At 40.7% G+C, this 22,571-nt stretch carries 23 protein-coding genes; 2 read left to right on the top strand and 21 right to left on the bottom strand.

Translation table 11 applies throughout. The features are described 5' to 3' along the window. Window positions 1-14: 14 nt before the first annotated feature. From rpsU to WC080_03750, 3 genes are all read right to left on the bottom strand, one after another. Window positions 15-209: a 30S ribosomal protein S21 gene (gene rpsU / locus WC080_03760; protein MFA7244375.1), complete on the bottom strand. Its 195-nt coding sequence runs from the start codon at window positions 207-209 to the stop codon at window positions 15-17. A gap of 128 nt (window positions 210-337) precedes the next feature. After that, the gene (locus tag WC080_03755) at window positions 338-682 is read right to left on the bottom strand and encodes a histidine triad nucleotide-binding protein (GenBank protein MFA7244374.1); all 345 of its coding nucleotides are present in this window, start codon (window positions 680-682) and stop codon (window positions 338-340) included. 37 nt (window positions 683-719) lie between these two features. Further along, window positions 720-1,154, bottom strand: coding sequence for a hypothetical protein (locus tag WC080_03750; GenBank protein ID MFA7244373.1), 435 nt, complete (start codon window positions 1,152-1,154; stop codon window positions 720-722). A gap of 92 nt (window positions 1,155-1,246) precedes the next feature. On the opposite strand from WC080_03750, the gene WC080_03745 reads away from it, so the two are divergent. Next, the gene (locus WC080_03745; protein ID MFA7244372.1) at window positions 1,247-1,480 is read left to right on the top strand and encodes a hypothetical protein; all 234 of its coding nucleotides are present in this window, start codon (window positions 1,247-1,249) and stop codon (window positions 1,478-1,480) included. Between the two features lie 285 nt (window positions 1,481-1,765). Further along, window positions 1,766-2,422 carry a lytic transglycosylase domain-containing protein gene (locus WC080_03740; protein ID MFA7244371.1) on the top strand — a complete coding sequence of 219 codons (657 nt, stop codon included), beginning with the start codon at window positions 1,766-1,768 and terminating at the stop codon, window positions 2,420-2,422. A 54-nt stretch (window positions 2,423-2,476) separates the two neighbouring features. Here the strand turns inward: WC080_03740 and eno are convergent, their stop codons facing one another. From eno to nusA, 18 genes are all read right to left on the bottom strand, one after another. After that, window positions 2,477-3,790, bottom strand: a complete 1,314-nt coding sequence (eno, locus tag WC080_03735) for a phosphopyruvate hydratase (GenBank protein MFA7244370.1) — start codon at window positions 3,788-3,790, stop codon at window positions 2,477-2,479. 102 nt (window positions 3,791-3,892) lie between these two features. Beyond that, window positions 3,893-5,062 carry a DUF3048 domain-containing protein gene (locus WC080_03730; GenBank protein MFA7244369.1) on the bottom strand — a complete coding sequence of 390 codons (1,170 nt, stop codon included), beginning with the start codon at window positions 5,060-5,062 and terminating at the stop codon, window positions 3,893-3,895. 115 nt (window positions 5,063-5,177) lie between these two features. Next, on the bottom strand, window positions 5,178-6,425 hold the full coding sequence (locus tag WC080_03725) for a replication-associated recombination protein A (GenBank protein MFA7244368.1): 1,248 nt from the start codon (window positions 6,423-6,425) through the stop codon (window positions 5,178-5,180). Window positions 6,426-6,506: 81 nt separating this feature from the next. Beyond that, window positions 6,507-7,382, bottom strand: coding sequence for a polysaccharide deacetylase family protein (locus WC080_03720; protein MFA7244367.1), 876 nt, complete (start codon window positions 7,380-7,382; stop codon window positions 6,507-6,509). Further along, window positions 7,357-8,250, bottom strand: coding sequence for an FAD-dependent oxidoreductase (locus WC080_03715; protein MFA7244366.1), 894 nt, complete (start codon window positions 8,248-8,250; stop codon window positions 7,357-7,359). Before WC080_03715 ends, WC080_03720 begins: the two co-directional genes overlap by 26 nt. 21 nt (window positions 8,251-8,271) lie before the next feature. Continuing rightward, entirely contained in the window at window positions 8,272-8,709 is a 438-nt protein-coding gene (locus WC080_03710; GenBank protein MFA7244365.1) for a PPC domain-containing DNA-binding protein, read from the bottom strand. Window positions 8,710-8,754: 45 nt separating this feature from the next. Further along, on the bottom strand, window positions 8,755-9,021 hold the full coding sequence (locus tag WC080_03705; GenBank protein MFA7244364.1) for a hypothetical protein: 267 nt from the start codon (window positions 9,019-9,021) through the stop codon (window positions 8,755-8,757). Window positions 9,022-9,158: 137 nt separating this feature from the next. Continuing rightward, a complete protein-coding gene (locus tag WC080_03700) occupies window positions 9,159-10,016 on the bottom strand; it encodes a LytR C-terminal domain-containing protein (protein MFA7244363.1) in 858 nt (285 codons plus the stop codon). Between the two features lie 33 nt (window positions 10,017-10,049). Further along, the gene (locus WC080_03695; GenBank protein ID MFA7244362.1) at window positions 10,050-10,964 is read right to left on the bottom strand and encodes a DUF362 domain-containing protein; all 915 of its coding nucleotides are present in this window, start codon (window positions 10,962-10,964) and stop codon (window positions 10,050-10,052) included. A gap of 6 nt (window positions 10,965-10,970) precedes the next feature. Then, entirely contained in the window at window positions 10,971-11,531 is a 561-nt protein-coding gene (locus tag WC080_03690; GenBank protein ID MFA7244361.1) for a DNA-3-methyladenine glycosylase, read from the bottom strand. A 169-nt stretch (window positions 11,532-11,700) separates the two neighbouring features. Continuing rightward, on the bottom strand, window positions 11,701-11,916 hold the full coding sequence (locus WC080_03685) for an AbrB/MazE/SpoVT family DNA-binding domain-containing protein (protein MFA7244360.1): 216 nt from the start codon (window positions 11,914-11,916) through the stop codon (window positions 11,701-11,703). A 349-nt stretch (window positions 11,917-12,265) separates the two neighbouring features. Beyond that, window positions 12,266-12,871: a transcriptional repressor LexA gene (lexA, locus tag WC080_03680; GenBank protein MFA7244359.1), complete on the bottom strand. Its 606-nt coding sequence runs from the start codon at window positions 12,869-12,871 to the stop codon at window positions 12,266-12,268. Window positions 12,872-13,151: 280 nt separating this feature from the next. After that, entirely contained in the window at window positions 13,152-14,489 is a 1,338-nt protein-coding gene (rlmD, locus tag WC080_03675; protein MFA7244358.1) for a 23S rRNA (uracil(1939)-C(5))-methyltransferase RlmD, read from the bottom strand. After that, window positions 14,486-15,001: an RNA methyltransferase gene (locus WC080_03670; GenBank protein ID MFA7244357.1), complete on the bottom strand. Its 516-nt coding sequence runs from the start codon at window positions 14,999-15,001 to the stop codon at window positions 14,486-14,488. The genes rlmD and WC080_03670 overlap by 4 nt, the downstream gene beginning before the upstream one ends. Next, entirely contained in the window at window positions 14,988-16,286 is a 1,299-nt protein-coding gene (hisS, locus tag WC080_03665; GenBank protein MFA7244356.1) for a histidine--tRNA ligase, read from the bottom strand. The genes WC080_03670 and hisS overlap by 14 nt, the downstream gene beginning before the upstream one ends. A gap of 403 nt (window positions 16,287-16,689) precedes the next feature. Beyond that, entirely contained in the window at window positions 16,690-18,576 is a 1,887-nt protein-coding gene (locus WC080_03660; protein MFA7244355.1) for a RelA/SpoT family protein, read from the bottom strand. Window positions 18,577-18,635: 59 nt separating this feature from the next. Beyond that, the gene (locus WC080_03655; GenBank protein ID MFA7244354.1) at window positions 18,636-21,167 is read right to left on the bottom strand and encodes an ATP-dependent Clp protease ATP-binding subunit; all 2,532 of its coding nucleotides are present in this window, start codon (window positions 21,165-21,167) and stop codon (window positions 18,636-18,638) included. Window positions 21,168-21,201: 34 nt separating this feature from the next. Continuing rightward, entirely contained in the window at window positions 21,202-22,368 is a 1,167-nt protein-coding gene (gene nusA / locus WC080_03650) for a transcription termination factor NusA (GenBank protein ID MFA7244353.1), read from the bottom strand. Window positions 22,369-22,571: the final 203 nt, after the last annotated feature.

Below are 22,571 nucleotides of genomic sequence, written 5' to 3'. Positions count from 1 at the left end.
TAGTCCTTGTAAAATTAATATCCGCGCTTCAGGGATTGAATATATCGTTTACGAATTGCTGATTTTCGAATTTTTCCGCGATTATCTTCTTTCTTGAAGTATCTTTTTTCTTTTGCAACAGAAAGAATACCACTTTGCTGAACTTCGCGGTTGAATCTTCGAAGCATAACATCAAATCGCTCTTCGTTCTTTCTTTTAACCTCGATCAAAAATATCACCACCTCTCAAGAAATTTCAAATCTCAAATTTCAAATCTCAAAAATATTGAATTTAACTATTTGAGAATGAGCTAGAATAAAACAAAATTACTATAACAGAAAATAGGTTGTTTTACAACCTAGGCGATCGGGCCAAGTTGCCCACCGCCCAAAATGTGCATGTGCAGATGATCAATTTCCATTCCTGAATCTGGCCCAGAATTCATGACTAGCCTATAGCCGGATCTATCAACCCCGACTATTCTGGCAATCTCGGCAGCCGCAATCATCATCTTACCCAAAAGTTCACCATGCTCCTCAGAGACCGAAAAATGCGGCCCAATGTGCATTTTGGGAATTAAGATGACATGAATTGGGGCTTTCGGCTTGACATCTTTAAAAGCAATAAAGTCTTCATCTTCAAATACAATCTCGGTTGGAATCTCTTTTTTCGCAATTTTACAAAAAATACAATCTTCGGGCATAAATTTTTCCTTAGGTTATTAGCCTCAAAGAGGCCCCTTAGGGGTTATTAGTTTTTAGATAACTGATCCAATTTTCTTTAAACCACTTCTTCTGTTTTTTGAGGGTATCTCCAAATCCACGTTTGACCATTTCTTTATCAACTATACCGCCACGATGTGGATGGGTAGTCATCTGTGGCAGCGGAGAGGAAAACCCGTGTGCATAATGGCAAAGCTCATGAGCAATAACCGCGTCTATATTGTATTCCGGAATATTTTCATCTCGAAAATGCCCATTCATAGTAATTACGCTCGAGAAATTGCCCTTCAGTTTGGCTACAAGCGATTTTGGATAGACCTTTTTTATGCTGCCGAGCCGTGTTCTTGCACATCTTCCAAAATGAATAAACACAGGGTTTTTGAAATTAACATCCGGAAAATGTTTTTTGATCATGTAATCCAATTTAGCCTCAAGCCAGTCATTGTCTCTCATATGCGCATTATAGCATACCTAACCAGTTGAATTGGTGTTGATGTGCTTACATAATGGTGCTAATGTGTGGTTGCCTGAAAGGGGGGAATATTATGCAGAGAGAAGAAACGAAAGCGAGAGAACGGGAGTCTGTTACGAGGCGAGAGATTCTTGATCGCTTCGGCGAGGAGACGACGGTGCTCTACACGAGGTGTGGCCACCGAGTAACGAGGTCGGTACGAGATCTCCTTGAAACACAGGAGGGGTTGCGCCAGCTTCAGTCGATGTTTCTGGACACGATTGTCGAGGTGCTGGAGTCGTCAGTGAAGTGCCCAGCATGTCGCTAGCTGGCAGCATTCTTATCCGAAAAATGAAGGGAAAACCGGGACCGGTCGTATTACGCGACCGGTTTTCTCTTTTGTGAGGAATTTTCTCCTGATTTTAGCTTCATTTTGGCCGATTTTACCCCTTGACAAGATTAGTAGTATATGCTAAGATATATATCGTCTCGCGAATTCGTGAGATTTTTTAATTAAAATGGTATCTGGACCAAGGCTTATTTCCACGACCCTCGCCAAGCCGAACTTCCAGTGAAACTAATGCTTCTTCGTAAGAAGAATACTAATGATCATATGAGCATATCGGCGTCTATAAATGCCACTATGTTCATAGCTGTTCTGCTTGTCGCCGTCGCCTCCTTCGGAGTTGCAAAGGCTGACAACGGAACTATCAACAAACAGGAAATCGGGATCAAACTCGATACCTCATCACACAAAATTTTGGCTATCAATGAAAACAAACCGGAAATTACTCCTGGTGAATCTATGGTACAAAGACAGGCTCGTGAGACTGCTGAAGCCGAAGCTAAGGCTAAGGCTGAAGCCACTGCCAAAGCGAGACAGACTGTCTCCCGCGGTACCAGAATCACCTATGTTGACCCTTCGGACTTCGTGTCCATATACAAAAGAGCTGAGGCTATTTACGGCGTAGACTGGAGGCTTTTAAATGCCATCCACTATGTCGAAACCGGATGCTCTGGATCGACTTTTAAGAGTAACCCTTCAGGTGCTACCGGCCCGATGCAGTTCTTGCCTTCTACTTTTCGTAGACATGGCGTAGATGGTAACGGCGATGGAATAGCTGATATCCACAATGTGGAAGACGCAATTTACTCTGCTGCTGCTTACCTTAAGGCTTGTGGTTACCCTAATGTGAAAAAGGCTTTGTGGGGATATAATCCTTCAACGTCTTATTACAACAAGGTTATGTCAATTGTGAATAGCCTGTAAATAAACAAAAAAAGAAAAAACCCCGATTACTCGGGGTTTTTTCTTTGTAGTTATTTAGAACGCAACTTCTTGCTTTGCTGATTCCAGTAAGTCCCACTCAGCATACTTTGCTTTGTCACCTAAAATAGATTCAATTTCCATCAATCTATTGTATTTAGCTGTGCGCTCGCTGCGTGCAGGTGCCCCGGATTTTATTGCACCGCAGTTTGCGGCGACCGACAAATCTGCAATAAAAGCATCTTCTGTTTCGCCTGAACGATGAGAAATAATTATTTTAAATCCAGCTTGCTTTGCCATTTCGATAGTTTCAATGGTTTCAGACAACGTGCCGATCTGATTTGGCTTAATCAATATGCCCGTTGAAGCATTATGTTCAATTCCTTTTTTAAGCAGGTCTTTGTTTGTAGCATAAAGGTCATCCCCAATGAGCTCGATCTTATCCCCTATTCTCTTGGTCAATTCTCCCCAATTATCCCAGTCATTTTCATCCAGCGCATCTTCAATGGAAATGATTGGAAATTTTTCAATCCAAGTTTCGTAAAATTCAATCATCTCCGAGCTGATCAGGGAGCGATTTTCGCGATGAAGCTGATATATATCTCCTGAATAAAATCTTGAAGCAGCCGGATCCAGTGCAATAAAGACGTCTTCTCCGGCGTGGTATCCAGCGTCTTTTATTGCCATCATCAAAAGTTCCATCGCCTGCTCATTGGAAAAAAGTGAGGGCGCAAATCCACCTTCATCTCCGACAAGCGGTTGGTAGCTTCGCTCATCCAGAATTTTACCAAGGGCATGATAAATTTCAGTGCCGGCCTGGATTGCACGTCTGAATTTTTCAAATTTAATTGGCACTATCATAAATTCTTGAAAATCTGTGGAGCCGATTGCATGTTTTCCGCCGTTCAAGATATTTAAAAATGGAATTGGTATTGTAAGATCATCAACCTTTTCATTCATCAGGGGTGCTAAATATTCGAAGAGCTCTTTCTTCTCGCTTTTTGCAATTGCTTTGGCGGAGGCAAGCGATACAGAGAGCATGGCATTTGCTCCTAATTTCGACTTATTTTTTGTGCCATCGAGTTCAATCATTTTTTTATCAATAACAGAAAGGCTGGCCGATTCAAGGCCAACAAGTGCTGGTTTTATGAGCTCATTTACGTTTGAAACTGCTTTTAGTACACCCTTACCCAGATAGCGGCTCTCATCACCATCACGAAGTTCCAAAGCTTCAAACTGCCCCGTGGAGGCTCCGGAGGCTACATACCCGGTTGCGAAGCTTCCATCGTCCAGGGTGACCTTGCATGCAACTGTTGGGTTACCTCGTGAATCCAGGATTTCTCTGCCAACTATATCTTGTATCTTTGCCATAAAACCCTCCTTAAGATTGTTTTGAGATGAGTTTTGAGAGATGAGCTTACTGGTTAGTTAACCTCATATCGCATTTCTCAAATCACATTCTTTCGCTATTTATTATTGTACACTAACGCTTAGTTCCGGGGAAATGATACTGATCCAAAATTGACCGCGGTTAAAAGTTACTTCTTTTCCTTCTGAATCATAAAAAATTTCGCGCTCAGAGGCAGAGGTTTTTTTCCATTTTCCATCGATTTCTTTGCCATCGAGAAAAATTTGCGCTTTTCCTTCCCCTATGACATCCATGATGTATCCTTGTTCGTTGATCCGGGTAACCGTTGATTTTCTGTTTACGGTCATAATAATTACATTTTTTGGGTTTATTTGCTTGCCGGTAACCCGATCTGTGTGAGGCTTTCCTGCCTGAGAGCGCAAATATGAATTAGTTGCTTTGTCATACGAGAAGGCGGCATTATAATTTGCATTGCCATAATTTATCGAAATTGTTTGTGATGCTGGCAAAGCAGTGAATTCCGCAGAATCAGGTTTGGGATCATCTTTAAAGTTAAACACCTTAAAATTATTATCTGTCGTGTATTTATTCGAGTTTGCTTGTGCCCTTAGCCCTTCCGTTGATGTAAACATTGTGTGTTCCGAAGAAACTCTTAATCCTTTTTCGCGCCAGTAAGGTTTTGAATAAGCAAACTGGTCAAGATCAAGAATATGCTCAGCCTTAATTTTGTCGAGTGCATCCATGTTGCCGCCGACATGGGCGAGAAAGGCATTGTATCCATGTGCCCAATCAACGAAATATGTTCTGGCAGATCTTACCGGCCCGGCTTTATCAACTTCATTTTCACCAAACAGGGCAAGAAATCTGGTAATGCCTCCTTCGGCAATGGCCTCATAAACAATGCTCGCCGAAGTCAATCCAGCTTGCGGTCGCGCATCCGTATGATTTTCAATGATTATGCCCAGAGGATGCAAGCTTGCGGCCTCTTGGTTTGCAACCATGATTCCATCAAGAACAGCTTGGTATGTTGGGTTTTCAACCTGGAAATCTTTATTTATTGGGTTTGTTCCATCCGTTCCCTTGCTGGTATTTTTCATGTAAAAATAATAGCCAGTAACTGCGGCAGCGATGAGAACAATTCCGGTAACTATGATAAAAATTAACCTTTTTTTAGGATTTTTGAAAAAAACTCGAATTCGAGTCAGTATCCCCTTTTTCTTTTTTGGCGGTTCAACATCGCCAACATTTCTCGAATCAAGATAGATATCATCCATAACAAAACCCCTCACAAAATATGCTAATAACTAATATGTAACAACTAAAAACGAAATAGAATACCTTTGGTTATTAGCTTTTAGTTTTAAGTTATTAGTTATATTCTACGATAAATTAGTCTTCGTGCCAATATTTTTTGTCCTTCAGATTTTTGGGAAGATGAGATTTTTTTGAATACATTTCATAACCTTTCCCAAAGCCAAAATCCTTCATCATCTTGGTCGGAGCGTTACGAATGTCAAGTGGAATCGGGTCAAGGCGCTTGTTCTTGACATCGTCAAGCGCAGATGCATAAGCGCTATCAACAGCACGAGATTTGGGGGCGTTTGCTAGATAAATGACCGCTTCTGCGATTGCAAGTGAAGCTTCAGGCATTCCTACGAATGATACGGCTCGCTCGCATGATGTGGCCAAGATCAATGCTATCGGATCAGCTACCCCGATATCTTCGGAAGCAAATCGGACCAGGCGCCGGACTATATACAAAGGATCCTCGCCCGCTTCCAGCATTCGAGCAGTGTAATGCAATGAAGAGTCAATATCGGAAGCACGAAGCGACTTATGAAGAGCAGAAATAGCGTCATAGTGGCCATCTGACCCCTTGTCATAACGGATGAATTTTTCTTGAATCGCATCGTCGGCAATTTTTTCATCGATGATAATCTCACCTCTTTTTGCGGGAGTTGTTAAAATTGCCAACTCAAGGGCATTGTACGCATCTCTAGCATCTCCCTCGCATAATTCCGCTATATGTTTGAGAGCTTCGTTGGTAATAGAAATTTTTGATTTGATATTTTCTAAATTTAATTCTTTTTTATTGATTTTATTTGTTGCATTTTTGAGCAGTGTTTTTATGTTGTCTGATGTGAGTTCACGAAGGTGAAAGACGCGAGTTCTTGATAAAAGTGGCGAGTTAACCTCAAAAGAAGGATTTTCAGTGGTTGCACCAATAAAAATAATGGTCCCGTTTTCAATATAGGGCAGAAATATATCCTGCTGGGCTTTGTTGAAGCGATGGATTTCATCAACAAAAAGAATGGTTTTTTTGCCGAAACCCGTTAGGTCCTCTTCGGCCTTTTTAATCACTAATTTTGCATCGGCAACTCCGCTGGAAACGGCGGACAATGTAAAAAAATTGGAATTAGTTTTGCGTGCGATAATCTTTGCTAAAGTTGTTTTTCCGCTTCCCGGAGGTCCCCAAAGAATTAGTGATGGAAGGCGATCAGCATCTATCGCTCGCCTTAAAAGTTTACCTTTAGCTAAGATGTGTTCCTGCCCGACATATTCACTAAAATCAATTGGGCGCAGCTTATCAGCCAACGGCGATCTGTCGCCCCGGAATAGCGTTGTTTTGTTTTCCATAGCAAACATTATAGCATAATTAGACCAAACAAAAAGCGAACAAATATTTATATATTAGTCTGTAGTCCTTAGAAAAAGTCATTATTTCAAAATATTTGAGAGGTTGGTGGATTCGGACATGCGAATGCGAGGAATTTGATAAGGATCATCTGATTGCTTCCAGACGCCAGAATGTGTCGTGGTTGCAGTCTTGAATCCGGCGGCTTTTACCGCATTCTCTACTTCATCATTATATTTTCCCGAAGGATACGAAAAATCAGAAACTGGAATGCTGTAAACGTTGGCAAGAGATTCTTTGCAATCAACAAGCTCGCTTTGAAGGCGGTCGGGGTTGACAGCTGTTAGGTCGACGTGATCAAGCGTGTGGCAACCGATCGTCATTTTATTCTCGATCATCATCGAAATATCATCGAATGAAACATGCTGATCACGCATTATAAAGGCGGAAATGACGTAAAAAATTCCAGTCAGGTTGTGCTTGAGAAGGGATGGCATCGCGGCAGTATATGCGTCTTTGTAGCCGTCATCAAATGTAATAATTACGGGTTTATTTGAGATTGCTTCTTTGTTTGCAAAAATATCAAGGGCTTTGTCGAAAGTAATTGCCTCATAGCCATGATCTTTTAGCCATGCAAGTTGTTTATCGAATGTTTCTGGGGTGACCGAGAGATTTTTTCCGAGCGAATCATTTGGATCAGTGACTTGGCGGATGTAGTGGTACATTAAAACCGGAATTTCCAGGCTTGAATTATCTATTGGTTTTGATTCGGAGTCTAGCCCAGAAATTGTATTTGGCGGCGTTATAGATGGCTCTTGGTGTTTTGTGCGGGATGGGGAAACTGTTAAAACCAAAATAGCTGCAATAACGATAAAGATAAAAGCGCAAAGATAGAATATTAATCCTCTTTTAAATTTATCATCCTGATTGGTTTTAGAAGTTCTTTTGAATGTAGTCATAAGCCGATAGTGCGGCCGTTGCTCCCTCGCCGGCAGCAATTACCAATTGTTGAAAGGGCATATTTGTTAAATCGCCAGCAGCGTAAATACCCGGAACGGATGTTTCTTGGTTGTGATTTACGATGACTTGGCCGAGTTGATCTATGTCTACAATTCCCTCAATCAAAGAGTCGTTTACAATATAACCGATTTCAATAAATACTCCGTCGACTTTGATCTCTTTGCCGTCTTTCAACACAACACCCCCAACAATTTCATTGCCTCTAATTTCTTTTAGCTCGGAGTCCATAATGGCTTCGATTTTATCACTATTTGTCACTTTTTTAATTAGATACTCATCACCACGAAACTCTGATTTGCGATGAATGATATAGACTTTCGCCGCGATTTTGGACAGAAGAACTGCGGCATCGAGCGCTGAATTTCCACCACCAATAACCGCAACGTTTTTTTCTCGGTATAAAGGTGCGTCACAAGTGGCGCAATATGATACTCCTCGCCCAAGATATTTTTCCTCGCCAGGGACCTTTAAGACACGAGGGCTCTTTCCAAAAGCCAGTAAAATTGTTTTTCCTTGATATATTCCTTTGCTTGTCACAACTGAAAAACCGCTTTTATCGCTGGATATTTTTTGTACAAGCTCCAGTTTTAGATCTGCACCAAAATTTTCTACTTGCGTTTTCATCCTGTTTGCTAATTCTACCCCGTTGATTTTTAACTCTCCGGGCCAATTTTCTATCTCCGAATTCTTAGCCATGAGACCACCTATTTCAGCTGTCAAAACCAATGTTTTTAACGCTCTTCTTGTTGCGTAAATTGCTGCGGTGAGCCCAGCTGCACTGCCACCTATTATAATAATGTCATACATTTTTATTCCTTTTGAAAAAACTTATAAATCCAATAAATTTAAGCCTATTTCTTCAGATTTTTGGCGCGATATTTTATTTTCGAATGTTGTAAGCAATATTTCGCAAGTTGCAGAAACAACTGCTCTATCCACATGCCCGGCGATTGTTTCAAAATTTTTATCAGAATATATCCCATGAATGTGTGTGATGAGTTCACCATTCATTTTAGTAATATTTCCACTCATAGAGGCAATTTCAAAGGCCCCGTCAAAAGATTTTCTAAAGTATTCTTTCTTGTTAAGTTCATAAAGAGCAAGATTTACAGATGAGATTGCTCCAATCATCATGGCGAATCCGCTTTCGATATTGTTTTCTTTACAAAAAGACTTTAAGGATTCAAGGATTTCTTCGCCTTTGTGGAGCCGAATGAGGTATTTTTTTGAAGGAATTAGTTCTAAAGTATTCATATTTTCCAACATTAAAATAATAATTTAATATTAATTATTTATCTTACGATCAATATATCAGATTAGGGAGGCTCGCATAAGTAGTCCCTTGATAATTGCCCAAAGAAAGTTGCCAATCATCCGAAGGGCGGGCCAAGTTCCGGGAAGGGCAACAACAAGCAAAGCAATGAGAAGCCAGTGCCCGTTTTTAATAATTGCGTAAATATTCCAAATAAGAAAAGCTATTAGGGCAATCGAAATTAATGCCTGATATTGTACAGGAACATTTGCGAGAAATTTGTCGTAATATCCGAAAAGCTGATCAAGTGAGTTAACAGGTTCCATTTTTATCCCTTTCTTAAATTAATGGTTTTCCTTGAACATTAGTCGATACGTAAGAAATAATTGCTATCAATGTGGATATCACAAGAATTATAATTCCAATAATTATACCAGGCAAGTTTTTATTATTACGTGCCATTTTATGTTTTTCCAACGACTATCACGATATCATAATTACCCGTTATTGTATTATCTTCAGATAACTCGATTGTCCGGTCTGAAAGAACTGTCTTTATAGCGTTAGCTACATCTGCTTTTCCGGTTTTGTAATAAACTATTGAATTAATATACGAAAATTTGAGTGCGTTTCCGGTATTGGTAACGGTATAACCCGCATTAGCTAGAGCACTGGTGACGCCTGCCGCAGAGCCCTTGATGCCATTACCATTCAAAACTGAAATAGTATATATTGATTTATCTGGTGTTTCTGCGGCGGCAGTCGAGTCGGAAGAGGCATTTGGTGTAGTATTTTCTTGTACGGTAGGTTGAGAAGTTGGTTGGCTGCTACTATTTACGGAAAAATCAGAATAAAGGTTTGAGTTATCGGTATTTGTATTCTCTTTGCTGTTGGCAATGCCGAAATATGATTTTATCGAGTCCAAATTTTGCCAAATGATAATTCCGACTAAGGCCAATACTAATATTAAAATCAGCCATTTACCAAAACTACCTTTTCTTTTTGTTTTTGGCTCTTTTATTCGGCTGTTGCGATAAAAATAATCCGACATATTTTCGTGCTCATTGTCTTCGTCATATTCACTATCTTCATCATATTCGTTGCGTTCATTTTTTTCGCGCTCCAGTTGCTCTTCGATATCTGACGCAACAAAATCATGGCCTTTGCCATGCGAAATTGATACGAGTTCACCATCTCCGATTTCAGGTTCTTTTACCTCTTCTGATTCCTCTGCTATCTTTTTTTTATTCTTTTTAGGACGAATATCGTCGGCAATCCCCATTTTTCTAACCCGCGCTTGGCGGACCCCTCCTAATGACATATACATTTTAGCATAATCTCGAATCTGAACAAATCATTGCCATTTTTTCATTTCATTAAATTTCGAATGGAGTTTAAACTTAAGGATATTCGACCTCCAATCATCACCAATAACAAAGGGCTCACTGGGCCGATTTTCTTCGTTAAGCAAGCTTAGATATCCGACATCCTTCAAATCGATTCCCATCATTGTGATACTCAAAATGTCCGCTGATAATACATCGGATGATGCAATAGCCCAGTGAGATGGCACCATTTCACCGCCATGTGCCGGCCCGTCTCCTTGCATTGCTGCGAAGCCGTCGATTACTGCAAGATTGGGCACTTTTTTTAATGCGAGGATTTTTAAGTTTTCATTCATGTATTTATATCCTTGATGGATTGATGCTTTGTTGTTTCGTTTTGTTCTAAACATGGAAACTATACCACCGGAAAAAGTATCAACAGGCCGATGAAGCGATCCAACAGCCACGTTTTTAATTGCACCAGTATATACCACCGAGTCGTGTGTCTTTGGTACACAAAGCGATATCAAGTAATCTGAATCCAAAATTGTTTTCGACATCAAAACTTGAAATTTGCGACCGTTGCGATCAAAAACTTCTACCTCCTCTGTTTCGTCAATATTTAAATCAATGGCTGCAAAACCATATTTTTCCTGTACAGAAAAATATTCATAGTTGCGAAAGGCATTCATCGTATCGCCGATTCCCGTCCCTTCGGCTACGGTAATCTGATTTTTGCAATAAGGAGCAATGAAGTCCAGGAGCGCATCTAGTGCGTCAACATGAGTAGCTGCAAGCTGAAAATCATCCACGATACAATTCGGTTTGACTACAACTTTTTTAGCGTTTTTAAGACCAGAAATTATCTCGCTTTTTATAAGTGACAAAGATCTGGAGATATTATACCTGCGATCGTTTGATTTTATAAATGCAACTTTTGCCATACAAAATTATCTTTTGCTAATAAATTTATTGTCTTTAATATAAAATCTTAAGTCCCAGTCTTTGGAATGGCCCGCATAATCAACTCCGACCCGTTTCGTCTTAATTATATCAGAATCGGAAATATCGTTTCCCCTATCTTCAATAAAAATCTTATCTGAATTTACAATGTCCAATCCCTTGTGTGAAAGATTAATTTTGAAGTATTGTGAAAATTTGCCTGGCCCAGTCGCTGCTTTATTGGACGAAGCAGAATCAATTTCCGCCGAACGAATTAGAACTCCGCTGGGTTTTCCTTTTTTCCCGGCGATGATATTTGTAAGATAATATATTCCGTAAACCAGATAAACATACAATGTCCCGCCTTGTTCATACATCAATTGATTGCGGCTGCTACTCACAAATCTAGCATGGGATGCGAGGTCATCTGGCCCACCATAAGCTTCGGTTTCCACGATTTTTCCTTCGATAATTCCTGTTTTTGTTTTATACATAAAATATTTACCCAAAAGGTTTTGAGCTACAATTTCAGCATCCCGTTCAAAAAATTTTCGATTCAACTTTTTCATTACCCTAGTTTCATGCTTTATCAGATATTCATAACCTGAATGGCTTCTTCGCCCGAGGTGGGGGCCTCGCAGCTGTAACATGCGCATGAAGTTCTATTTTAAAATAATTAAATCACAAATTGATACTAAAAAAGCGACAAACGCCGCGCCTTACATTAATTTCAAGTTTTTACCAGCGTAAACCAGCCTTATTTTTGGCCTCAGTGTTTGTTTTGATAGCCCGTTTTTTGCCCTTTGATATGTGAATTGTTCCGCCATCAGAATCAACCTCCATGTTCACAAGATCACCCTTATTCCATTTGAGTTCACGGATGACCCATTTGGGCAAAGTAACGCAAAGGCTGTAATTCGAAAATTTTATCAATTTTCTTTTTTCTGTTTGCATTTACAAATAGTATATATTGACACAAAAATACTGTCAAATAAACCAGCAAACCCGCCTTAAGTGGCGGGTTACCGGGTCGAGGCGTTGGCCCTGACTACTACTTCTTCTTGGCTGCTCTCTTCGCTTCCGCGCGGTTGGCCTTCTCCTTCTTGGCGAGTTCGCGGCCCTTCGGGCAGCTGCAGTTGCGAGTTCGACCGCCAGACCGATGCATTCCGGTATCGTGACAGATCGGACAAGCCCCGGGTTTCTTCACGGCGGTTTTCCTGAGAGAAAACGCTGACATTGCCAACACCTCCAGTTGTGTAACAACAAGCGGATATTAGCACAAAAATGTATTATTGCACAGGTCTTAAAATTTTCTGATTACTCCCCTAACCTTTCCCTGTATCGTGACGCGTTTTTTGGCAAAGCGCATCGGTCTCATAGAACTATTTGCCGGCTGAAGCCGGATCTGGTTTTTTTCGTCATAGAAGCGCTTCAGAGTGGCATTAGCATTGTCAACAAGGGCAACAACAATATCTCCATTTTTGGGAGAATTGGTTTGTTCGATGATTACATAATCGCCGTCAAGGATGCCATCTTCAATCATCGATTCCCCTCTTACGCGGAGAGCGAAAGTTTTCTTGCCCATCATGTCGCGAGGAATGTCGATAGTTTCATTGGTGCGGATGGCCTCGATCGGCTTTCCGGCGTCGATCATGCCTGAAAGCGGAATTTCAAATGATTCGATACCTGAAGCAAATGCTGGGGTCAATTGGATAGATCTAGCATCCATCGCTTCTTTTGAGAGGTAGCCCTTTTCTTCGAGGATAGCGATGTATTCGGCGACGGTGCCGGTGGAAGATAGCTCAAAGTAATAGGCAATTTCACGATAGCTAGGCGCATATCCGTTTTCATCGATGAAATTACGGATAAAATCTAATATTTCCTTTTGCCTTCTTGTTAATGGTTCCATAATTATCCCCCATCTGACGGCTGGATTTCAGAGGAGATTAAATCCAGCCGTCATTGAATGGTCCTTTTAAATTAAAATATTTATATTCGGTTTTTGTTCGGTTCATAATATAATGATACCAAACAAACACCGAACATTGTCAATAGAGCCCTGTGGATAAGTTCGGCAAATATTAAATTTCAAATGTCAAATGATAAATAAAATTTACATCCAGCATAATTATTGAATTTGATTTTTAGAATTTTTATTTGAAATTTATAATTAGGTTTTTGACATTAAGTCATCGAACGATGACACCTACGCATTCAATGTGGTGGGTTTGTGGAAACATATCGATCGGCTGCAACCGGGTAAGTTTAAGACCGACTTCTTTGAAGTACTTGATGTCGCGAGCAAACGTCGCCGGATTGCAGGAGGTATAAACAATTCGCTTAAAATTCACCTTGGAAAGTATTTTAATCAAACGCTTATCTAATCCGGCACGCGGCGGGTCGAGAATAATAATTGAGTTTTCCAATTCACAAGAAGAGGAACCTAAAAATTTTAGGGCATCATTATGCACAAATTCTACATTGTGGCGCTTGTTAATTTTGGCGTTATCGATAGCATCACGAACCGCTTCCGGAACAATTTCAACCCCGGTTACATTTTTTGCCAAAGTTGAGAGATAAATTCCTATTGTTCCTGTTCCGCAGTAGAGATCAAAAACATTATCCCCTACCTCGATATTGGCATAATTTTTAATTACATCATAAAGTGTTTTCACTCCAAGAGAATTGGTTTGAAAAAAAGATTCCGGGGAAATTTGAAAGTTGTATGTGCCAATTTTTTCGTAAATTACCGGACTACCGAATAAAAGCCGTCGTTGTAACTTTTTAAGCGATTTTCCTGGCGCAATGGTATGGTAAACCGACTTGACCCCCTTGATGCTTTTAAGCGTATTCACAATTCCACTTTTGTCCGGAAGCTCATCCGAAGAAGTTATGATCTCGACCATGAAATCTCCGATCATTTTACCCTCACGAACTTTGAGCTGCCAAAAGGCTGATTTATGTTCAACTTTTTCATTAATATATTCTTTGAGTCTCGACATAATCGTATTGCATGTTTCGGATTGCAAGAGACAGGAATCCACTTTCACGTAGCCTTGATCGTATTTGAAATGATGACGCGCAAAAGAAATTTTATTATTCTCATCAATAATGAAGAAGAATCTTATCGAGTTACGGTAAAAAAACGGATGGTTCGATCCGGAAATCATCGGTTCGGAATTAATTTGAATTCCTCTTCTTTGGATCAACTCTTTGAATAATTCATCTTTAATTTTTAGCTGATTCGGATAAGACAGATTCTGGTGTTCGCAGCCCCCGCATTGGTAGAAATATGGACATGGAGGGTCGATACGCATAGGTGACGGCTTTATCACTTCTTTTACAATGCCAAAAGCATGGTCTTTTTTTTCATCGGTCAGTTTGATTTCGACTATGTCACCAGGGACCACTTTCTTAACGAAGACAGCTTTTCCAGGGCTATTTTCATGGCCTTGAAGTTTTTTGCCGTATTTTAAGTGACCCAATCCGCATCCGGCAAAAACAATTTTTTCAATATTGATTTTCATATTAAGTGATATAGGATTATTCCGGTTGCGACCGACACGTTGAGGGAATTTGCTATTCCATACATTGGAATATCAACTACTGCGTCAGATTTGGAGAGAACATCGTCATCAACCCCAATTGTTTCGTGTCCAAGAATTATTGCTACTGGTTTTTCGAACTTGAATTTTCGATAATCTATACTTTGGTCCGTTTGCTCGAGCGCCACGATTTGAACTCCATTGTTTTTTAATTTCCGAACAATATCGATTGTCTTATCAACATGTTCCCATGGCACTTCATTAATTGTCTTAAGTGCAGTTTTTTCGATCTCTTTGCGCGGAGGTGTGGCGGTAATTCCGCAAAGATAAAGCCTCTCAACTCTCGCGGCATCGGCGGTCCGGAAGATTGCGCCGACATTATACATTGATCGAATATTGTCCAAGATTAAATACACTTCGTTCCTCTTTTGGCTTCGAAGTGCATTCAAATCTCCTTTTTGCTTGATTATATCCGGAGTTTTATATTTCTGCATTTAGTCGTTTTTTGATTTCCTCGGCAATATCCTTTGACTGCAAGGTTTCTTGGGAGGAATTTCTGAGATCACGAAGAATAATTTCATCTTTGAACGCCTCTTTTTGCCCTATAATAACGGCATATGTGGCACCGAGCTTGGAAGCTTGCCGCATTTGTGCGCGGAGGCTGTCGTTTGATGGAACAAAATAAACATTTACATCACCACCCGACAACATGTCATAAATTTTTTTAGAGACATCTTTTGCTTTCTCCCCGAGCTGGAGAATACAAACCTCGACACCTCGTTTTTTGGGCGGCTTAATTCCCTGCTCTTTCATCATTTCAACTACGCGGTCCATGCCAAAGGAATAACCAACTGCTGGAGTGGCCGATCCGCCCAGAATTTCAACCAATCCGTCATATCTTCCACCCCCGACGATTGAACCTGACCTTTCTTTGTCCTTAATCTCGGCAATTTCAAAAACGGAACGAGAATAATAATCAAGTCCTCGCACCAGTTTCGGGTCCAGATCATAACGAATCCCGAAGTAATCGAGATATTCAAGAGTGTTTTGAAAATGAGTGCTGCATTCACTACAAAGAGAATCAAGAATATTTGGCACAGACGAAAAGAGTTTCTGGCAGGACTCGACTTTGCAATCAAGAGCGCGAAGCGGATTGGATTCAGTTCGGCGTATGCAATCCTCGCAAAGTTTGCCCTTGTTATCTTTCAGAAATTTCTTGAGTTTTGCCAAATATTTGGGCCGGCATTCTGGACAGCCGATTGAATTAGCATATACGATAATGTCTTTTAGCCCGACTTTTTTTAGGATCTGCCAAGCGGACATAATCGCTAAATAATCCGATTTTGCAGAATTATCGCCAAAAATTTCGAAACCAAATTGATAAAATTCTCTATATCGGCCTTTTTGCGGGCGATCATAGCGAAACATTGGTCCCATATAGTAGAGTTTGACCGGTTGTGGCCAACTGCCCATGCCATCTTGAATATAGGCACGGACGGCACCGGCAGTGCCTTCGGGACGGAGCGCATAAGTTTCTCGGTCTTCTTTTTCTCCTCGCGATTCGAGAAGATACATGCCCTTTTGAACGATATCAGTATCGGTGCCGAGGCCGCGAGTATAAATTTCGACATTCTCAAAAGTAGGAAGATCGATTCTAAGTGAGCCAATGCTCTCCATTACATCTTCGCAGGTTTTGCGTAACAATTGCCAATAGGGTTGTTCGGCTGGTAATATGTCACGAACTCCGCGGGCAGTTTGATAAGTTTTGTTTTGCGGCATGGTGCCTACTTATTTAATTGAACTCAAGGATTAAGTTATCAGAGTGTGCTAAGTCTGTAAAGTGGCACGAGATTGATATTCTGAGCTCAGCCGAGAAATCTCCAAATCGAATGGCCATTATGTTAGGGGGCAGAGGGCTTAATTGCGGGGCAGCCCTCTAGCCCCCTAAGACCCTTACTCCTGCACGCATATATTGTATTGCTTTGCCCGTGAAGACACTCCAAAATTCACTTCGGCCCAAAGGGCCCCTTTCGGGGTTCAGTTTCGGGCTCTTCACTGGGCAAAGCCACTATTTGATAGAACTCAGCGAGAAGTCAGCGTAAAAGATCAGTGTGGTTGCAATCCGGAAAAGCAAACTATTTTAAAAGTTGGTATTAATCCAGTGGGCTGTTTGTCAGTGTTATTAGATTTCGATTACGCGTTTCTCGTCGGCTTTTTTGAGAAACTTACACGATCTTTTGTGAATTTTGATCACATGGTCTTTTCCGATATAACCAAATGCGTTTTCTGGGGATGATGGACGGCAGCAACCTGCATAAACATATTTAACACCTCTTAACGAATCTATTCCCTTAGGTAATTCTTCTCTCGGTACTTCGCAAATTTCTGTAGTTGTGAAAGATGGATAAACGGCTTTTAGGAGATTAACCTTGGAAAGCATTTTTTCTGAAAATGCGACAAATGCATCGTCTAGGTTTTTGTAGGGGAGACGAGATTTTTTAAGATTTTCAGTAAGCTTACCATCATCTAATCTTGGTAATTTAAATTCTTCAATTGCTTCATTAAACGCGCGCCTGCCAATAACGATATTAAGATCACGATTTGCTTCACGCAAATATCGGCGGATTTTCTGTTTAGCTCCGCTGGTTTTGACGCTCGAGAGCCAATCAACTGATGGCCTGGCCTTAGCGGAGGTAATAATTTCAATAATATCGCCGTTTTTAAGTTTTGAATCGAGGGGTATCATTCGCCCATTCAATTTAGCGCCAAAGCATCGATCACCAACCGTGGAGTGGATGGCATAGGCGAAATCGACCGGCGTAGAATCCACTGGAAGATTGATAATTTTACCTTTCGGCGTAAACACAAATATTTTTTCTGCGAACAAATCGTCTTTAAGGTGGGAGACAAATTGCTTTTTATCATCCATCCGATGGAGATTCTTTAATTCTCTGGCCCATTCTTTATGGCTTTGTTTAATAGCATGCTCGTTTTTGGCATTGACTAAATCTTTGTAATGCCAATGAGCGGCCATGCCGTATTCAGCAACTTCGTGCATTTGCGGCGTGCGAAACTGAATTTCAAAAGCATTGCCATTGTCGTCGTGCAATGCCGAATGGAGCGATTGGTAACCATTCGCTCTCGGTTTAGCAATATAATCATCGAATGTTCCGGGAATAGGAGTATATATTGAGTGAACAATTCCCAGTGCACGATAACAATCTTCAACAGAATTTACGATCACGCGTATGGCGTAGAGATCATAAAATCGCTCGATGTTCCAGTCATAAGAATATTTTAATTTGCGATAAGTTGAGTAGCTGTGCTTGACCCTTCCGTATATATCAATTGGTTTTAGGTTGCGTGAAGAAAACTCTCTTCTGATCTCTTTTATTTTTTGATCGATCAAATTTTCTTTGATTTTCAATTTGGAAAATTTAGTTTGATATTCTTCGTACTCATCCGGATAGGCAAATTGAAACGACAAATCTTCCAGTTCGGATTTAATTCTGCCTATTCCAATACGTTCAGCAATTTGGGCATATATATCAATAGTTTCTCTCGCATAGAACTCTCGTTTTTGCGGTGGAAGCCAGCTAAAGGTTTGCGCGTTATGGTAGCGATCAAAAAGTTTAATAATAATTACGCGAATGTCTTTTGCCATGGCTAGAAGAAGTTTTCGATAAGTATCAACCTGTCCCTCGTATATATCATCTGAATCAAAATCCAATGTTAGTTCCTTGAGTTTTATATTGGATATTTTTGTTACTCCCTCGACTAAACCGGCAATGTTTGTGCCAAATTCTTTTTTTATCTCGTCAAAGCTTGTTTTGCCATCCTCTAGTGTGTCGTGAAGAAGCGCTCCAATAATTGTCTCAAGATCGAATTTTTGTTCTGCAAGCATGAAAGCCACGCTTAAGGGGTGTGAAATATACGGCTCTCCGGTCCGCCGCTTTTGTCCGCGATGTTGCTTTTTGGCGAAAGCAATTGCACCCAAAAGAGCATTCTGGCCATTTGTTCCAAGATATTTTGCGCTATTTAGAAGTTTTTGTTCTAATTCTTTGATCATTTTTCAAAAAATTCCGGCAAGTATTTTAGCCGGAATTTTCTTTTATTTAAAAATTCAGACTAAACTCTCGATAATATGAACTTGCCGCCCAATAAATCTATCTTTACAATATCACCGGATTTGAATTCTTCAACCATCAGCGCCTCCGTAAGAGGATTTTCGATATTGTCCACAATCACTTTGCGCATGGGTCTCGCACCGAATTCCGGCTTGTATCCCAATTCGGCAATCTTGTCTTTGGCCTTTTTGCTGACTTTGATTGTGATGTTTTTTGTTTTGATGCGATCAATCAATTTATCAAGTTCAATATCAACGATTGAGCGGATTACCTCTTTTGATAAAGGTTTGAAAACTATTGTTTGATCAAGGCGGTTAATAAATTCAGGACGAAAATGCTTTTCTATAGTTTCAAGCACATTATTTTTCATTTTGCCATATTCTGAATCAAATTCTTCTTTTTCATTCGAATTTGATTCAAAGCCAATCTTTGCCTGTTTATTTAGGAGGTCTGTGCCCAAATTTGAAGTCATCACAATCAATGTGTTGCGAAAATCAACACGCCTTCCTTTGGCATCTGTAAGTTCTCCATCTTCCATTATTTGCAGGAGAATATTGAAAACTTCGGGATGGGCTTTTTCGATCTCGTCCAGCAAAATAACCGAGTAAGGCTTCCTCCTCACGGTTTCGGTCAGTTTTCCGCCTTCTTCATATCCGACATAGCCGGCAGGAGCGCCAACAAGCCTGGAAACATTATGTTTTTCCATAAATTCAGACATATCGATTTTAATAAGGGCATCTTCTTTGCCAAAAATCTCACGAGCCAAAACTTTAACCAACTCTGTTTTGCCAACCCCGGTTGGGCCGAGGAAAATGAATGAACCAATGGGTCTTTTGGGATCAGAAATACCAATCCTTGATCTTCGAATGGCGGAAGTGATTGATTTGATCGCTTCGTCTTGCCCGACTATATATTTCTTTAATCGATCGTCGAGATTCAAAAAATTCTTCTTTTCGGAAACAGAAAGATTTGTCACCGGAATTCCGGTCCAACGGGAAACAACAGCAGCAATATCATCTTGATCAATTGTCGTTTTTTTATTCTTGCGTTCAGTTTCTTCGAGCCTGGCTATTTTTGCGGCAAGCGTGATTTCACGCTGGCGCAAAAATGTTGCTTTTTCATATTGTTCACCTGAAACGGCCTCGTCTTTCTGTGTCATGATCCGGCCATACTCTTTTTTGAGTTCAGAGAGCTTGGCGGCTTCTCGTGTTATTACATTCGTTGCAGCAGCGGCTTCATCAATAAGGTCGATTGCTTTGTCTGGTAAAAACCTGTCCTGGATATATCTTTTTGAAAGAGTAACTGCTGCCTGAAGCGCATCATCAGTATATACTACATGGTGGTGATGTTCGTATTTCTCCCTTATTCCCGTAAGAATGTCCAAGGTTTCGGCTTCGCTCGGTTCGTTTACAATGACCGGCTGGAATCTGCGTTCGAAAGCCGGGTCTTTTTCGATGTGTTTTTTGTATTCATCAAAAGTAGTTGCGCCGATCAGCCTGATTTCTCCTCTTCCAAGGGCTGGCTTCAAAATATTCGCTGCATCCATTGACCCTTCAGCTGACCCCGTTCCGATAACCGTGTGAATTTCATCAATAAAGAGAATGATATCTTTTTGCTTCTTAATTTCTTCAAGGATGCCCTTGATCCGTTGTTCAAATTGGCCGCGATACATCGTGCCAGCGAGAAGCGATCCCATATCAAGAGACAGAACCTTCTTGTTTACGATTGAGGATGGCACTGCCCCATTTACAATCCTTTCGGCTAGACCCTCGACAATTGCTGTTTTTCCGGTGCCCGGCTCACCGATAAGGACGGGGTTATTCTTTTTTCTTCGTGAAAGAATTTGAACCAATCTTGCAATCTCATTGTCTCGGCCGACCACGGGGTCGAGCTCTCCTTTTTCTGCCATAGCAGTAATATCAGATGTAAACTGCTTCAAAATTGATTGTTTTTTCATGGTCATGGTGGGCGGCATCCCGGGCATCGGTCCCATGCCTCCCATCGGTCCCATTCCACCCATATCAATGCGCTCTTCGTCAACTGGAGGTTCCGGAATGTCGTCGATATTGATTCCCTCTGGAGCCCTCGATTTATCAATCTCGGAAAAAATTGATTCAATTTGCTTTTTGATATCAAGAGGATTAACTCCCATCCGCTCAATAATCAAATAAGAATTAAATTGTTTTTTGGAAATAAGGGCAATAAGCAGGTGCTCGCAATCAACAAATGAATGATGATATTTTGATGCAAATTGTACAGCAAATTGAATTGCTTCTTTTGCAGTTTTCTTCATTCCATCGGATGGCGATTCCGCTTCTGTTTTAGAGACCAGGCTTGCTATCAATTGGACGCGATCGTCATTTACCTCAAACATAGTAAGGATGTCATTGGCTAAGGTTCCTTTCAATAGAATCAAAGCCAAAAGTAAATGTTCAGTGTCCATTTTCATATTTTGCTCACGCGAAATTCGTTCGGCCATGATAAGGGCCTTCTTCAAATTTGGCGAGAATTTTTCAAATATATTTGGGTTCATTTTCCTCTCGTTTTATATGAGAGAAAAAGAATTGTTATTCGGATTGATTAGATTCTTCAACTGCTTTATCTGGTATTTCTTCCGCTTCAGAATCCTTTTTCTCTTTGTTAATTTCTTCGTTAGCCGTTTCGTTATTGCCCGCCTCTTCTTCCTCGTCGGATTTTTTAATGTCAATTCCCCATCCGGTTAATTTTGACGCCAGGCGCACATTCTGTCCGCCTTTACCGATGGCAAGTGACAGGCTGTCTTTGTCGACAGTAACTGTTGCCTTATTGTCTTTTGATGAGATAAGAATCTCTTTTGTTTTTGCCGGTGAGAGAGCGTTCATAATAAATTGTTCGACATCCTCATCCCACAAGACAATGTCAATCTTTTCTTCACCAATTTCAGCCAGAATTGCTTGGACTCGAGTACCGCGCTGGCCAACGCATGATCCGACGGGATCAATACCCTCTTCGTTGGCAATAACTGCAATTTTGGTTCGCGATCCAGCTTCACGGGCGATGCTTTTAATTTCAACCGTACCAGTAGCAATCTCGGGTACTTCAGACTCAAATAACCCTCGGATTAAGCCTTCATCGGTTCTGGACGTGACTATTTGTGGCCCACGCGTGGTTTCGGCGACTTCACGCACATAGACCTTTATCCTTTGGCCGATATAATACTTTTCATCCTTTATCTGGTCGGACGGAAACATAATTCCATTGGCCTTACCAAGAGAAACAATAACGTTTCTGCCTTCGATCTGTTGTACAGTAGCATTCATGACCGCACCTTCTTTGTCCTTGAATTCGGAGAAGAGCATATCTCGTTCGGCTTCGCGAATTCGCTGAATGATAACCTGTTTTGCAGTCTGTGCGGCGATTCTGCCAAACTCTTCTTCTTTGGGAAGTGGAATCGTCACCTCTCCGCCAATTTCAGCTTTTTTATCTAATTTTTTTGCTTCAGAAAGCGTAAGCTGTTGTTCTTTTTCCTCAACTTCTTCCTCTGTCTCCAAAATCTCGAAAACACGGAACATTTTTGCTTCACCGGTAACCGGATCCATTTTGGCGCGAATTACTTGCTTTGGTTTGCCATAATCTTTGCGGTATGCTGCAGCCAGTGCTGCCTCAACTGCCTCAATGATAGTTTCTTTTTTAAGCCCTTTTTCATTACAGATCTCGTCGATCGCTGCCATGAATGGGTTCACTTCCTGTGCCATTTTGTTTGTCTCCTTTGCCCCGAGTCCGCCGGCTGGCAGATCGAGGAGTTTTTAAATTGTTAAATTGTTATTAAGTTGTCTAATTTAATTATATCGCACTAATCCTTTGAGTTTCCTTAAAGTTATACACAAATTTCAATGATTAAGCAGGCTAAATAAAAATTGTGTTAAAAAAAAGGTGCCCATTCGGGTCACCATAATCC

This window comes from Patescibacteria group bacterium (genome assembly GCA_041674405.1).
Taxonomy (GTDB): domain Bacteria; phylum Patescibacteriota; class UBA1384; order XYA2-FULL-43-10; family XYA2-FULL-43-10; genus JBAYVT01.
This window is presented reverse-complemented; position numbering and strand designations above follow the sequence as displayed.

Coding starts and splice junctions, on each gene's coding strand:
- WC080_03660 (MFA7244355.1), bottom strand. CDS start 18,576: ATGATCAAAGAATTAGAACAAAAACTTCTAAATAGCGCAAAATATCTT.
- WC080_03730 (MFA7244369.1), bottom strand. CDS start 5,062: ATGGATGATATCTATCTTGATTCGAGAAATGTTGGCGATGTTGAACCG.
- WC080_03755 (MFA7244374.1), bottom strand. CDS start 682: ATGCCCGAAGATTGTATTTTTTGTAAAATTGCGAAAAAAGAGATTCCA.
- eno (MFA7244370.1), bottom strand. CDS start 3,790: ATGGCAAAGATACAAGATATAGTTGGCAGAGAAATCCTGGATTCACGA.
- WC080_03705 (MFA7244364.1), bottom strand. CDS start 9,021: ATGGAACCTGTTAACTCACTTGATCAGCTTTTCGGATATTACGACAAA.
- WC080_03715 (MFA7244366.1), bottom strand. CDS start 8,250: ATGTATGACATTATTATAATAGGTGGCAGTGCAGCTGGGCTCACCGCA.
- WC080_03670 (MFA7244357.1), bottom strand. CDS start 15,001: ATGCAGAAATATAAAACTCCGGATATAATCAAGCAAAAAGGAGATTTG.
- rlmD (MFA7244358.1), bottom strand. CDS start 14,489: ATGAAAATCAATATTGAAAAAATTGTTTTTGCCGGATGCGGATTGGGT.
- WC080_03655 (MFA7244354.1), bottom strand. CDS start 21,167: ATGAACCCAAATATATTTGAAAAATTCTCGCCAAATTTGAAGAAGGCC.
- WC080_03700 (MFA7244363.1), bottom strand. CDS start 10,016: ATGTCATTAGGAGGGGTCCGCCAAGCGCGGGTTAGAAAAATGGGGATT.
- WC080_03685 (MFA7244360.1), bottom strand. CDS start 11,916: ATGCAAACAGAAAAAAGAAAATTGATAAAATTTTCGAATTACAGCCTT.
- WC080_03750 (MFA7244373.1), bottom strand. CDS start 1,154: ATGAGAGACAATGACTGGCTTGAGGCTAAATTGGATTACATGATCAAA.
- nusA (MFA7244353.1), bottom strand. CDS start 22,368: ATGGCACAGGAAGTGAACCCATTCATGGCAGCGATCGACGAGATCTGT.
- WC080_03695 (MFA7244362.1), bottom strand. CDS start 10,964: ATGGCAAAAGTTGCATTTATAAAATCAAACGATCGCAGGTATAATATC.
- WC080_03740 (MFA7244371.1), top strand. CDS start 1,766: ATGAGCATATCGGCGTCTATAAATGCCACTATGTTCATAGCTGTTCTG.
- WC080_03690 (MFA7244361.1), bottom strand. CDS start 11,531: ATGAAAAAGTTGAATCGAAAATTTTTTGAACGGGATGCTGAAATTGTA.
- WC080_03725 (MFA7244368.1), bottom strand. CDS start 6,425: ATGGAAAACAAAACAACGCTATTCCGGGGCGACAGATCGCCGTTGGCT.
- lexA (MFA7244359.1), bottom strand. CDS start 12,871: ATGGAACCATTAACAAGAAGGCAAAAGGAAATATTAGATTTTATCCGT.
- WC080_03745 (MFA7244372.1), top strand. CDS start 1,247: ATGCAGAGAGAAGAAACGAAAGCGAGAGAACGGGAGTCTGTTACGAGG.
- hisS (MFA7244356.1), bottom strand. CDS start 16,286: ATGCCGCAAAACAAAACTTATCAAACTGCCCGCGGAGTTCGTGACATA.
- WC080_03720 (MFA7244367.1), bottom strand. CDS start 7,382: ATGACTACATTCAAAAGAACTTCTAAAACCAATCAGGATGATAAATTT.
- WC080_03710 (MFA7244365.1), bottom strand. CDS start 8,709: ATGTTGGAAAATATGAATACTTTAGAACTAATTCCTTCAAAAAAATAC.